The following is a 12,812-nucleotide window of genomic DNA, read 5'->3' as shown; positions in this document are numbered from 1 at the left end:
TCACATCACGGCGTCCGAGCCGCTCGGTGAGCCTGCCTCGGTCGTCCCCGGCGCGCTTGCCGAGGTGCTCGCAGGAGCACTGGAGGTTGCCGGGCCGCTGGCGGAGTCGGAAGTGGTCGGCGTCGGTGTCGGCGTGGGTGTCGGCGTCGGCGTGGGTGTCGGCGTCGGTGTCGGGGACCCCGGCGATGTCGGAGTCGTCGGCGGCTTCGACGTCGGGGGCTTCGAAGTCGGCGGCTTCGTCGACGTCGGCGGTTTCGTCGGCGAGTTCGTGGAACCGCCGCCCGACCCCTGCGTCCCGCTCGGCTCGTCCGACGGGTCCGTCGGGTCGTCCGACGTCCCATCCGTACCGTCAGTGCCCGGATCCGTCGGCCGGCTGGTGGCCGTGCCGGTGTCGCCGGAGCCCTTGTCGTCGTTGCTCTCCACCTTGTCCGCGCCCAGGCTGTCGTCACCGGGGCCCTGGCTGGCCGACGGGTTGACGCCGACCTGGTTGGACGGGGTGTTCGGGTCGTTGTCGGACGTGGCCCCGAGCGTCACCACCGTGCCGAGCACGGCCACGAGCAGCGCGCCCGAGCCGGCCGCGACGAGGTTGCGCCGAGCGAAGCTACGGATGCCGCCGCGGCCCTTGTGCGAGGTGGTGGGGGACGACGCCGAGGCCTGGTGGGTGACCAGCGTCGTGGCGTCACCGACGGGCGGGAACGCGGCCGGCACTCCGCCGGGCGGCGACTGCGACTCCTCGTAGCGCGCGTCCGGCACCTCCTCCCCCGCGGTCGCGGCGAACGCGGCCACCCCCGGCGTCGTACCGGAGCGGTCCGAGACCAGCGCGAGCGCGCGGCGCCCGGAGACGGTGCCGCGCTTGTCGGCGAGGGCACCGCGCAGACCGATGGAGGTCTCCAACTCGGTACGGGCCCGGTCCAGCTGGCCGCCGCAGAGCGCGAGGATGCCCAACTCGTGGTGAAAATAGGCCTGTTCGGATACGTCACCGGCCAGGCGGGCGGCCTCGGCACCGGCGCGCAGCGCACGCTCCCAGGCGCTCCAGTGCAGCCCGGCCGCGAACGCGGGCGCCGCCGTGCGGGCCAGCTGCACGGTCGGGCTCTCCTCGCCCTCGGCGGGCGGTGTCGTCGCCGGGACGAGCACGCCCAGCGCGGCGAGCACGGCGTCGGCCTCCGCGCAGACCCGCTCCGGCGTGACCGAGGGGTGCCCGGCCCACCAGGCGTAGTGCTGCACGGCGGTGCGGGCGTTGTCCTGGGCGTCCTCGGCGTATCCGGCGGCCTCCAGCTGGGCCTGTACCCCGGCGGCCAGCCGGTAGCGGGAGCCGACCGGCGAGACCAGCCCGCAGTCGGCCAGCTCGCCCAGCGCGGCGTCCGCGTGGGTGTCACCGACCAGCGCGGGCAGATGCGCCTGGTGCGGCACCTCGCCGCCGAGCGCGACGGCGAATCTCAGGGTGGTGCGGGCGGAGGCGCTGAGCCGGGAGGCGAGCAGCCGCGCCGGTCCCGCCGCCTCGCCGAGCGAGGGCAGGGGTGTGTCCTCGCCGCCGCCCTCGGTGGCCACCGGCGCCTCGAAGGGCGCGTCGGCGGGAGGGACGTCCTCGAAGACGCCGTACTCGTCGACGGCTTCCGTGCCTGCCCGCAGCCGGTCGCGCTGGCGCAGCAGCGCCCCGGCCTGGACGAACCTGAGCGGCAGGCCCTCCGACTCGAACCACAGGTCGCCGGCCCAGTTCGCCTCGTCCTCGGTGAGGACCCGGCCGATCCCGCGCTCCAGGATCTCCACGCCGGCGGCGCGGTCGAGCCCGCCGAGGACGACCTCCTCGATGCCGGACGGTGGGGGTCCCCCCGCGTGAGCGAATTCGAGCGTGGGGGAGGACGGCGCGGGCGCGTCGGGTGTGGCGCCGAACAGGAAGGCGCACTCGGGGGTCGCGTCGAGCAGCTCGTCGAGCGCGGCGCCGCCGAACTCGACGTCGTCCAGGACGACGACCGCGCCGATCTCACGGACACAGGAGAGCAGTTCGTCGCGTTCCGGGCGGTACAGGGGCGCGCTGTAGACGGAGTAGAAGAGGTCGTACAGCAGATCGGCGGGCGTGCGACGGAAGCCGGTGAGGCGGACCACGCCGTCGGGGGCGAGGTCCACGCAGTCCTCGGCGACGAGGTCGAGCAGGCTCGTGCGGCCCGCGCCACGGGCGCCGACCAGACGTACGGAGCGGCCGCGGGCGAGCATCCGCACCAGCTGTTCGCGCTCGTCCTGGCGGGCCAGGAGCGGCTGCGCGGGACGGGTCGGCCCGGGCGGGACGGGCGGCCTTGCGGCGCGGTCGACCTCGGCGCGTTCGGCCGGAGTCAGCTTCTCGGGCCGCCCGGGACGCTCCGCCGGCGGGCAGACCTCGATCTCGCTGCCGTCGACGGGGTTGACGGTGAGCAGGTAGTCGCCCGAGACCAGTTGCACCGTGCGGGCGAGTGCGGGCGTGTGCTGTCCGAAGTCGGGTGTGAGGGGATCCCTGGGCGGGCGCTGACGGGACGACTGGCCGTCGCCGTCATGGCCGTACTCCTCGGGTCCCCGGTTGTTCGGGTCCATAGGTTCAAGCCCCCCAAAAGCGTCGTGTGCGAAAGCCAAGCCCCTCCCGGCCTTGCTGCACACCGCGCTGTCGCTTCTGGTCCGGGCCCGCTCGAAGGGGTTTGTCTAGGCGGCGGGCAGCCGAACCCTAAACCTTTGCACAGTATCTACGACAGGCCGGGGTACCGCGCCGTCCGAGACATCACAGTCTCGTGAGAATTGTGCGTGACGTGCGCTTCGCAACCGGAACGCCCGACTGTCCCGCCCCACCCGTGCCGGGGTGTCACACCCGGGGCAGGGACTCCACCCCGATGCCGCCCTCGATCGCCAGGATCCGGTGCAGCCGGGTGGCCACCAGCAGGCGCTGCATCTGCGGCGGCACGCCGCGCAGCACCAGGCGCCGGCCGCAGCGGCCGGCCCGCCGGTGAGCCCCCATGATCACCCCGAGTCCGGTGGCGTCCCAGAACTCCAGCTCGGACAGGTCGAGCACCAGATCGCCGACTCCGTCGTCGACGGCCGAGTGCAGGACCGTACGGGCGTCCGCCGCGCTGCGGACGTCGAGGCGGCCCCCGACGACCAGCTCGGCGTGGTCGCCCCTGATGTGCATATCGCTCCCCTAAGCGTGCGTTCGTGCTCCGCGATGTGTTGTCTGTGCCGGTGTCTGTGCTTGCCGTGCCTGTGTTTGCTACGAGTCTTCGCTGTGGCCGGTGATGCAACCTCTGACTGCGTTGAGCGGTCAGAGGTTGCCGTCTGTAAGCGAACCGATACCGAATTCACCCCATCGCGTGACACGTCCAAGGGCTGTGCGGTGGTCTACGAAACCTCAGTAGCTGTAAAAGCCTTGCCCGCTCTTGCGGCCGATGTCACCCGCATCCACCATCCGGCGCATCAGCTCCGGCGGGGCGAACTTCTCGTCCTGGGACTCGGTGTAGATGTTGCTGGTGGCGTGCAGCAGGATGTCGACGCCGGTGAGGTCGGCCGTGGCGAGCGGGCCCATGGCGTGACCGAAGCCCAGCTTGCAGGCGAGGTCGATGTCCTCGGCGGTGGCGACGCCCGACTCGTAGAGCTTGGTGGCCTCGACGACGAGGGCCGAGATCAGCCGGGTGGTGACGAAGCCGGCGACGTCCCGGTTGACCACGATGCAGGTCTTGCCGACGGACTCGGCGAACTCGCGCGCGGTGGCGAGGGTTTCGTCGCTCGTCTTGTAGCCGCGGACGAGCTCGACGAGCTGCATCATCGGCACCGGCGAGAAGAAGTGCACCCCGACGACCCGCTCCGGGTGCTCGGTGGCCGCCGCGATCTTGGTGATCGGGATGGCGGAGGTGTTGGAGGCGAGCACGGCATCCTCGCGCACGATCTTGTCGAGCGCGCGGAAGATCTCGTGCTTGACCTCCAGCTTCTCGAAGACGGCCTCGACGACGACGTCCGCGTCGGCGGCCGCGTCCAGGTCGGTGGTGGCGGTGATGCGGGCGAGGGCAGCGTCGGCGTCGTGCGCCTCCAGCTTGCCCTTGCTGACGAACTTGTCGTACGACGCCTTGATGCCGTCGGTGCCACGCCTGAGCGCCTCGTCGGTGACGTCACGCAGGACCACGTCCCAACCCGCCTGCGCTGAGACCTGGGCGATACCGGATCCCATGAGTCCGGCCCCGATGACGGCGAGCTTCCGTGCCACTGACGACTCCCCTTTGAATCACGGCAGCATTACTGCGATATGCGCTTACACGCTGCTTACGATTGCCTCTGCGGCGGACCTTAGCGGGCATGAGGCACTGTGTGACCGGTTAGTAACGCGAGTCACGTCTCATCTGACGGACATCACACCGGCACGGGTCATTGAGGGCCTCGGACGGCGTAGTTGAGCACCTTCTCGCTCAACAGCTCCTCGATGTCGTCGAGAAGCACGAGTACCTCCCGTGACACTTTGCCCGGTTTGCGCCCGGCGACCATTTCCCGTCCGATGTGGACGAACACCGTCTGGTGGATCCAGGCGATCTGACCGGCGATCAGCCCCGGCAGCCGGTCGGAGTCGTCCGCGCCGGCCTCTTCGCGCAGGGTCGTCTCCAGGTGGTCGTGGATCTCCTGCTGCAGGCTCCACAGCGCGGAGCGCAGCGGCGGTGCCTCGTGGATGCAGCGCATGAAACGGTCGTAGCCCTCCATGAGGCCGACCCGGGGCGAGACCGCCTCGACCTCGGCGCGCAGCTCGCGCAGCACGGCACGAGCGGCCGACTCCCCCGCCTCCCGGCCGCGCACCCAGCGCGAGAGCTGCTCGACGACGCCGGCGGAGCGGTCGAAGAAGAGGTCCTCCTTCGCCGGGAAGTAGTTGTGGACGGTGTTCACGGAGACGTCGGCGGCCTCCGCCACCTCGGCGATCGTCACGGTCACGAACCCGTGCGGGCGCCTCCGGCGGGGGGAACCTGGACAGGGGCCGGGCCCGAATCGGCCGCCACCGGCACACGGGCGTGATGTACGACATGCCTCACCCCCACCTCCCTCACCGGCTCAAGCCGCCCGCCAGGGCATCGCATCGACCTGGCCGTGCGCGAGGGCAAGATCCTTGGCTTCCTGTGCCCCAACGGGGCGGGCAGGACGACGACCCTGCGGATGCTCACGACCCTGCTGGCGCCCACCGGCGGCGCGGCCACCGTCGCCGGCCACGACCTGCGACCGACCCCGCCGGGGTGCGCCGGGTGTGTGGGTACGTGGCACAGTCGGGCGGGGTGGACCCGCAGATCACCGTGCGGGAGGAGCTGCTCACCCAGGGCCGCCTGTACCGCCTGACCAAGGCGCAGGCCGCCGAGCGCGCCGGGGAGTTGGCCCGCGACCTGGGCCTGACCGACCTCCTCGACCGCAAGGCGGGCGCGCTCTCCGGCGGTCAGCGGCGCCGCCTCGACATCGCGATGGCGCTCACGCACCGCCCGAAGGTGCTGTTCCTGGACGAGCCGACGACGGGACTAGACCCCGGCAGCCGGGCCGACCTGTGGGACCTGATCCGGCGCCTGCGCGACGAGCACGGCACCACGGTGTTCCTGACCACCCGCTACCTCGACGAGGCGGACGCCCTCTCCGACCGTCTGGTGGTCGTCGACCAGGGCGTGGTCGTAGCGGAGGGCACGCCGGGCGCGCTGAAGCTGGAGTACGGCGGCTCGATCGACGCGACCCTCCAGGACACGTTCCTCGCCATCACCGGCCACAGCCCCACCGCGGCGGACGCCGCCCCCGTCGCCGTACAGGAATCCCACGAAGCCGCTCAGGAATCCCACGAAGATGCTGCTGCATGACACGGCCCTCATCAACGGCCGCTACCTCCGCCAGTCCCTGCGCTCGCGCTTCGCCCTGCTCTTCGGCCTGCTGATGCCGCTGCTGTATCTGCTGTTCTTCGGTCCGCTGCTGACGGATCTGCCGTTGGGCGGGGAGGGCAGCTCGTGACAGATTCTGGTCCCCGGGCTGCTGCTTCAACTCGGCCTGTTCGGGGCGTCGTTCGCGGGCTTCTCCATCATCATCGAGAAAGGCCAGGGCGTGGTGGAGCGGATGCGGGTGACGCCCGTCAGCCGGCTCGCCCTGCTGCTGGGCCGGGTCCTGCGGGACGCCACCGTGTTCGTCTTCCAGGCGGTGCTGCTGGTGCTGGCCGCGCCGGCGATGGGGCTCAGGGCTCCCCTGGGCGGCGTGCTGATCGGTTTCGCGTTCGTCGCGCTGCTGACGCTGTCGCCGGCCTCGCTGTCGTACGCGCCGGCCATGAAGGTCAGCACGCCGCAGGAGGTCGGCCCGGCGATCAACGCCATGACGATGCCGATGATGCTGCTGTCCGGTCTGATGCTCCCGATCACGCTGGGACCCGCGTGGCTGGACGTGCTGTCCCACTTCATCCCGTTCCGCTATCTGGTGGACGCGGTCCGGGACGCCTACGTCGGCTCGTACGCCACGGCGCACATGTTCTACGGCGTCCTGGTCGCCGTGGCCTTCGCCGCGCCGGCCGTGACGGTCGACACACGCGTGCTCCGAACGGCCGGGGCGTAACTAGGGCCTGCCCGGCGGATCATGCCGGCGTCGCGGGGCCTGGCACGCCCATCTGCGTTGATTAGATGCCGCTACTTGCAGCCGGCCTGATCCGCCGGACAGACCCTAGGCTGACCTCATGGTCAATCTGACGCGCATCTACACCAGGACCGGCGACCAGGGCACCACCGCCCTCGGCGACATGAGCCGGGTCGCCAAGACCGACCTGCGGATCTCGGCGTACGCCGACGCCAATGAGGCGAACGCGGTGATCGGAACGGCGATCGTGCTGGGCGGGCTGGAGGAGGAGGTCGTCAAGGTCCTCACCCGCGTCCAGAACGACCTGTTCGACGTGGGTGCGGACCTGTCGACGCCGGTGGTCGAGAACCCGGAGTTCCCGCCCCTGCGGGTCGAGCAGTTCTACGTCGACAAGCTGGAGGCGGACTGCGACCACTTCAACGAGCAGCTGGAAAAGCTCCGCTCCTTCATCCTCCCCGGCGGCACCCCGGGAGCGGCCCTCCTCCACCAGTCCTGCACGGTGGTACGCCGGGCCGAGCGCTCGACCTGGGCCGCGCTGGAGGTCCACGGCGAGACGATGAACCCCCTGACGGCGACCTACCTGAACCGCCTGTCCGACCTCCTGTTCATCCTCGCCAGGACGGCGAACAAGGAGGTCGGGGACGTGCTGTGGGTGCCCGGCGGCGAGCGCTAGGCGGTCATCGGCGGGCCTGTTCCTTCGACGTGGCGAAGTGGTCGGCGGGCCCAGGCTCGCCCTTCGGCTTCTTCGGCCAGATCAGGTACGCCAGCGCGATCAGGCCGTGGATACCGGCGGTCCGCAGTGCCGCCCCCTGGAAGGACCGCAGGGACGAGGTGTCGCCGTCCCCGACGTACCAGACCGCGCCCTGGAGAAGTGCACAGGCCACGGCCGCCGCGAGCAGCGTACGAAGCCACAGACGTCCCTCGTGCCGGGCCCGTGCCATGCCGTACTGCGGAGGCTTGGGCGGGCGCGGGGCGCCGGCCAGGCGGTGGGCGACGTGGCCGTCCAGCCAGCGGATCGTGTAGTGGCCGTACGCCACGGTGAAGCCGATGTACAGCGCGGCAAGGCCGTGCTCCCAGCCCGGTTCGGCGCCGTTCTTCAGGTCGATCGCCGTCACGATGAACAGGACCAGCTCCAGCACCGGCTCGCACAACAGCAGAACCACGCTCGTACGGCGCCACTTCAGCAGGTAGCGGACGGCCAGGCCCAGTGCCAGCAGCACCCAGAAGCCGACCTCGCAGGCGATGATGAGGGCGACGATCACAACATGCTCCCTTCGGTCACCTTTCCAGGCTCCCGTCGGGACCGGCCGCTTTCGTCGTCGGCACTGACGAACTCGCGGTACATCGAAAGATGCAGTCCAGGACCCTTCCCCGGAATCAGGCGCGGACCGTGCCCACCGTGTTGGATGGAGCCATGGTCCTCCCCCGCCCGCGCCGCTTCGACGTGTACATCGCCGTCGGCGGGCTGCTCGGCGGCCTGCTCCTGGTGGGCATCGGCCTGGGCACCCGACCCCGCGACGACCCGATCACGCTCTTCGACGGCCCCTGGCCGATCCTGGTGCCGCTCGGCGTCATGGCCTGCTGCGAACTGCTGCGCCAGGCGGCCCCGCGCACGGCCCTGCTGACCGGCTCGGTCGCGATCTGCGCGGACGTCGTGACCCAGGGCAATCTGGCCACGGTCCTGATGTTCACCGACATCGTCTACGCGGCCGTGCTGTACGGCCCGCTCGCCTCCGCCCGCCGCATCCAGTGGATCACCGGCCTGCTCACGGTGACCGCGACGCTGGTGCCGTTCGCGGTGTGGCGCAAGCCGGAGGCGCTGCTGATCGGCGTGGTCGTCGGTGTCGTGGCGTACGGCCCCGCCGCCACGGGCTGGATCGTCCGCAACCACCGTGACGCCGCCGAGGCCGCCCGGCTGCGCGCGGAACAGACCGCGCTGCTCGCCGAGATGGACCGCGCCCAGGCGGTCGTCGCCGAACGCTCCCGCATGGCCCGCGAGTTGCACGACATGGTCGCCAACCATCTCTCCGCCATCGCCATCCACTCCACGGCCGCGCTCTCCCTCGACGACCCGAAGACCTCCCAGGAGGCGCTGTCGGTCATCCGCGAGAACAGCGTCGAGGGCCTCGCCGAGATGCGCCGGCTCATCGGCATCCTGCGCGACGCCGGCGGCGACAAGGAGCCGGTCGCCGCACCCACGCTCGACGGCCTCGACGCACTGGCCGCGGGCGCCCGCACCAACGGCCTCGACGTCCACCTCGACGCAGACCCCGGCACCGTCCCCACCCCCGTCGAACTCGCCGCCTACCGCATCGTCCAGGAGTCGCTGACCAACGCCCTCAAGCACGCCTCCCCGGGCCGCGTCACGGTCGCGCTCGCCCAGCGGGACGGCAGTCTCACCGTCGCCGTGACCAGCCCCTTCGGTGACCGTGACGGGCCGCGCGCACCCGGCTCGGGCGCCGGTCTGGTCGGAATGCGCGAGCGCGTCGCGCTGCTCGGCGGCGACTTCGAGGCGGGACCCGTGGAGGACCCGGACTCCGCGGCGGACAAGATCTGGGTCGTACGCGCCACGCTTCCGCTGACCGAAGGAGACCCCGCATGATCCGTGTGCTCGTCGCCGAGGACCAGTCGGCCGTCCGCGCCGGGCTGGTCCTCATCCTGCGCAGCGCGCCCGACATCGACGTGGTCGGCGAGGCGGCGGACGGTGAACAGGCGGTGGAGCGGGCCCGGGAACTCAGGCCCGACCTGGTCCTGATGGACATTCAGATGCCGCGCCTGGACGGGGTGTCGGCCACCCGCAAGGTCGTCGAGGAGCGGCTCGCGGACGTGCTCGTGCTGACCACCTTCGACCTCGACGAGTATGTGTTCGGGGCGCTGCGGGCGGGCGCGTCCGGGTTCCTGCTGAAGAACACCGAAGCCCGCGACCTGCTGGAGGCGGTGCGCACGGTGGCGCGCGGCGAGGGCCTCATCGCGCCAGCCGTCACCCGGCGTCTGATCTCCGAGTTCGCCGCCAAGCCGGTACGGGAGCCGACCGCCGATCCGTCCGTCCTGGACAGTCTCACCCGCCGCGAACGCGAGGTGCTGTCCTGCCTGGGCGAGGGCCTGTCCAACGCCGACATCGCGGCCCGGCTCCAGATGGCCGAGGCGACGGTGAAGACGCATGTCAGCCGCCTGCTGGGGAAGCTGGAGCTGCGCAGCCGGGTCCAAGCGGCCGTACTGGCGCAGGAGTTGGGGATCTAGCAAGGCGGAACCGGGGCGAAAGGTCAACTGGTCCAGACCTATTGACCGGTGGTCCAGACCTTTCTATTCTCACCCCACCATGAGTGGGCGTGAGGCTCAGTCATGCCCCCTGACTCCACAACAAGGAGGCGCAGCATGCGCTTCAGACACAGAGCCGTGGCGGGGTTCGCGACCCTGCTGCTCCCGCTGGCCGGTCTGGTCGGCCTCGCGAGCCCGGCCGAAGCCGCGACATCCGCCACCGCCACCTATGCCAAGACCCAGGACTGGGGCTCCGGCTTCGAGGGCAAGTGGACGGTGAAGAACACCGGCACCACATCCCTCAGCTCCTGGACCGTGGAGTGGGACTTCCCCTCCGGCACCTCCGTCACCTCCGCCTGGGACGCCGACGTCACCTCCTCCGGCACCCACTGGACCGCCAAGAACAAGTCCTGGAACGGCACCCTCGCCCCCGGCGCCACCGTCTCCTTCGGCTTCAACGGCGCCGGCTCCGGCTCCCCCGCCAACTGCAAGCTAAACGGCGGCAGTTGTGACGGCGGCACCACCGAACCCGGCGACAGCGCCCCGAGCGCTCCCGGCACTCCCGCCGCCTCCGACATCACCAACACCTCGGTGAAGCTGTCCTGGAGCGCCGCCACCGACGACAAGGGCATCAAGAACTACGACGTCCTGCGCGACGGCGCCAAGGTCGCGACCGTCACGACCACGTCGTACTCCGACACCGGCCTGACCGCCGGCACCGACTACTCCTACACGGTCCAGGCCCGCGACACCGCCGACCAGACCGGCCCGGTCAGCGGCGCCCGCGCGGTGCACACCACCGGCGGCACCACCGACCCGCCGCCCACCGGCGACAAGGTCAAGCTCGGCTACTTCACCGAGTGGGGCGTCTACGGCCGCAACTACCACGTCAAGAACCTGGTGACCTCGGGCTCCGCCTCGAAGATCACCCACATCAACTACGCGTTCGGCAACGTCAAGAACGGTCAGTGCACCGTCGACGACACCTACGCCGCCTACGACAAGGCCTACACCGCCGACCAGTCCGTCAGCGGCGCCGCCGACACGTGGGACCAGCCGCTGCGCGGCAACTTCAACCAGCTGCGCCAGCTGAAGGCCAAGTACCCGCACATCAAGGTGCTGTACTCCTTCGGCGGCTGGACCTACTCCGGCGGCTTCGGCCAGGCCGCGGCCAACGCGGCCGCGTTCGCCAAGTCCTGCAAGTCCGTCGTGGAGGACCCGCGCTGGGCCGATGTCTTCGACGGCATCGACATCGACTGGGAGTACCCCAACGCCTGTGGCCTGACCTGCGACACCTCCGGCCCCGCCGCCTTCAAGAACCTGATGTCGGCACTGCGCACGGAGTTCGGATCGAACTACCTGGTCACCGCGGCCATCACCGCCGACGGCTCCTCCGGCGGCAAGATCGACGCGGCCGACTACGGCGGCGCCTCGCAGTACCTCGACTGGTACAACGTGATGACGTACGACTACTTCGGCGCCTTCAACGCGCAGGGCCCGACCGCCCCGCACTCGCCGCTCACCTCGTACGCCGGTATCCCGCAGGCGGGCTTCAACTCGGCCGACGCGATCGCCAAGCTGAAGTCCAAGGGCGTACCGTCCGCCAAGCTGCTCCTCGGCATCGGCTTCTACGGCCGCGGCTGGACCGGCGTCACCCAGGCCGCCCCCGGCGGCACGGCGACCGGCGCGGCTCCCGGCACCTACGAGGCCGGCATCGAGGACTACAAGGTCCTGAAGAACTCCTGCCCGGCGAACGGCACCATCGCCGGCACCGCGTACGCCTACTGCGGCAACAACTGGTGGTCGTACGACACCCCGTCGACGATCGCCGGGAAGATGTCGTGGGCCAAGAACCAGGGTCTGGGCGGCGCGTTCTTCTGGGAGTTCAGCGGCGACACCAGCAACGGTGAGCTGGTGACCGCCATCAACAACGGGCTGTAGCAAGCCCGTTAAGCAACATTGACGCGCTGACCGGGCGGGGCTGCTTCCAGCCACGCGAGAAATCCGGTCAGCGCGTCTTCGCTCATGGCGAGTTCGAGACGCGTGCCCCGGTGCAGACAGGTGAGGATCACCGCGTCGGAGAGCAGCGCCAGCTCCTCCTCGCCGTCGGGGACGCGACGGCCGGCCACCTCGATCGCGGAGCGCTCCAGGATGCGGCGGGGGCGGTAGGCGTAGGAGAAGACGCGGTACCACTCGATGCGGTCGCCGTTGTAGCGGGCGACGCCGTAGCTCCAGCCCTTGCCGCTGGTGTCGGGTTTCTCGGAGACGTCCCAGCGCAGGGAACAGTCGAAAGTGCCGCCCGAGCGCTGGATGAGTCTGCGGCGCAGGCCGAAGACGAACAACCCCAGCACCACAAGGGCGACGACGATTCCGCACACAGTCAGAGCGAGGACCATCGGCACCGACCTCCTCGTCTCCTAGGTAACGGAACGGAAAAAACTTCCATATCTGCCTCAGCCGCGACCGGCACCGGATTGCTCCGGTCCCAGCCGCGGCTGAGTGACGTCATCGCGTGCGCTCCCCCAGAGCCTAAAGGGCCCGGGAGGTAACCCCATGGGTCAGCGCGCCGTCGCCGCCCGCAGGCGGACCTCCGCGCGGCGCTCGGCGGAGGCGTCGTCCGCCCCCTTCGCGCGCTCGAGTGCCCGCTCCGCGCGCTGGACATCGATCTCGTCCGACAGCTCGGCGATCTCGGCCAGCAGCGACAGCTTGTCATCCGCGAACGAGATGAAACCGCCGTGCACGGCGGCGATGACGGTGCCGCCATCACTCATACGGATGGTCACCGGGCCCGACTCCAGCACACCGAGCAGCGGCTGGTGACCGGGCATGACGCCGATGTCGCCGGACGTGGTGCGCGCGACGACCAGGGTGGCCTGGCCCGACCAGACCTCACGGTCGGCGGCGACCAGCGCGACGTGCAGCTCAGCAGCCAAGGTGGCTCCTCGGGTCACCACCCGGCTGGTTCTGCCGGGTGTTGGTTA

At 70.6% G+C, this 12,812-nt stretch carries 10 protein-coding genes and 3 pseudogenes; 6 read left to right on the top strand and 7 right to left on the bottom strand.

Annotated features, from left to right (window positions below):
- The 4 genes and pseudogenes from OG254_RS33150 to OG254_RS33135 all read right to left on the bottom strand — a co-directional run.
- Positions 1 to 2,562 carry an ATP-binding protein gene (locus tag OG254_RS33150; RefSeq protein WP_405589095.1) on the bottom strand — a complete coding sequence of 854 codons (2,562 nt, stop codon included), beginning with the start codon at positions 2,560 to 2,562 and terminating at the stop codon, positions 1 to 3.
- A gap of 262 nt (positions 2,563 to 2,824) precedes the next feature.
- Positions 2,825 to 3,148, bottom strand: a complete 324-nt coding sequence (locus OG254_RS33145; RefSeq protein ID WP_019760944.1) for an STAS domain-containing protein — start codon at positions 3,146 to 3,148, stop codon at positions 2,825 to 2,827.
- A 216-nt stretch (positions 3,149 to 3,364) separates the two neighbouring features.
- A complete protein-coding gene (locus OG254_RS33140) occupies positions 3,365 to 4,213 on the bottom strand; it encodes a 3-hydroxyacyl-CoA dehydrogenase family protein (protein WP_351191928.1) in 849 nt (282 codons plus the stop codon).
- 158 nt (positions 4,214 to 4,371) lie between these two features.
- Positions 4,372 to 4,932, bottom strand: a pseudogene (locus OG254_RS33135) (TetR/AcrR family transcriptional regulator); the annotation flags it as partial.
- 132 nt (positions 4,933 to 5,064) lie between these two features.
- On the opposite strand from OG254_RS33135, the pseudogene OG254_RS33130 reads away from it, so the two are divergent.
- The 3 genes and pseudogenes from OG254_RS33130 to OG254_RS33120 all read left to right on the top strand — a co-directional run.
- Positions 5,065 to 5,819: pseudogene (locus OG254_RS33130) on the top strand (ATP-binding cassette domain-containing protein); the annotation flags it as partial.
- Positions 5,806 to 6,555 (top strand): annotated as a pseudogene (locus OG254_RS33125) (ABC transporter permease). The pseudogenes OG254_RS33130 and OG254_RS33125, both read left to right, overlap by 14 nt.
- A gap of 118 nt (positions 6,556 to 6,673) precedes the next feature.
- On the top strand, positions 6,674 to 7,246 hold the full coding sequence (locus OG254_RS33120; RefSeq protein ID WP_405589091.1) for a cob(I)yrinic acid a,c-diamide adenosyltransferase: 573 nt from the start codon (positions 6,674 to 6,676) through the stop codon (positions 7,244 to 7,246).
- 4 nt (positions 7,247 to 7,250) lie between these two features.
- Here the strand turns inward: OG254_RS33120 and OG254_RS33115 are convergent, their stop codons facing one another.
- Positions 7,251 to 7,835, bottom strand: a complete 585-nt coding sequence (locus tag OG254_RS33115; protein WP_405589088.1) for a hypothetical protein — start codon at positions 7,833 to 7,835, stop codon at positions 7,251 to 7,253.
- Positions 7,836 to 7,987: 152 nt separating this feature from the next.
- On the opposite strand from OG254_RS33115, the gene OG254_RS33110 reads away from it, so the two are divergent.
- The 3 genes from OG254_RS33110 to OG254_RS33100 all read left to right on the top strand — a co-directional run bounded on the left by OG254_RS33110 (position 7,988) and on the right by OG254_RS33100 (position 11,772).
- Entirely contained in the window at positions 7,988 to 9,175 is a 1,188-nt protein-coding gene (locus OG254_RS33110) for a sensor histidine kinase (RefSeq protein WP_405589085.1), read from the top strand.
- The gene (locus OG254_RS33105; protein ID WP_405589082.1) at positions 9,172 to 9,813 is read left to right on the top strand and encodes a response regulator; all 642 of its coding nucleotides are present in this window, start codon (positions 9,172 to 9,174) and stop codon (positions 9,811 to 9,813) included. The genes OG254_RS33110 and OG254_RS33105 overlap by 4 nt, the downstream gene beginning before the upstream one ends.
- A 135-nt stretch (positions 9,814 to 9,948) precedes the next feature.
- Complete coding sequence (locus tag OG254_RS33100; protein WP_405589079.1) at positions 9,949 to 11,772, top strand: glycosyl hydrolase family 18 protein; 1,824 nt, start codon at positions 9,949 to 9,951, stop codon at positions 11,770 to 11,772.
- An 8-nt stretch (positions 11,773 to 11,780) separates the two neighbouring features.
- On the opposite strand, the gene OG254_RS33095 is transcribed toward OG254_RS33100, so the two are convergent.
- The gene (locus OG254_RS33095) at positions 11,781 to 12,227 is read right to left on the bottom strand and encodes a DUF2550 domain-containing protein (protein ID WP_351191945.1); all 447 of its coding nucleotides are present in this window, start codon (positions 12,225 to 12,227) and stop codon (positions 11,781 to 11,783) included.
- 162 nt (positions 12,228 to 12,389) lie between these two features.
- Positions 12,390 to 12,764 (bottom strand): F0F1 ATP synthase subunit epsilon, encoded by a 375-nt coding sequence (locus OG254_RS33090; RefSeq protein ID WP_147993755.1) that lies wholly within the window; start codon positions 12,762 to 12,764, stop codon positions 12,390 to 12,392.
- Positions 12,765 to 12,812 lie beyond the last annotated feature (48 nt).

Origin of the sequence: Streptomyces sp. NBC_01092, from assembly GCF_045039535.1 — a bacterium.
Taxonomy (GTDB): domain Bacteria; phylum Actinomycetota; class Actinomycetes; order Streptomycetales; family Streptomycetaceae; genus Streptomyces.
The sequence above is the reverse complement of the archived record's forward strand: the minus strand, read 5'-3'. Positions and strand labels throughout refer to the sequence as shown.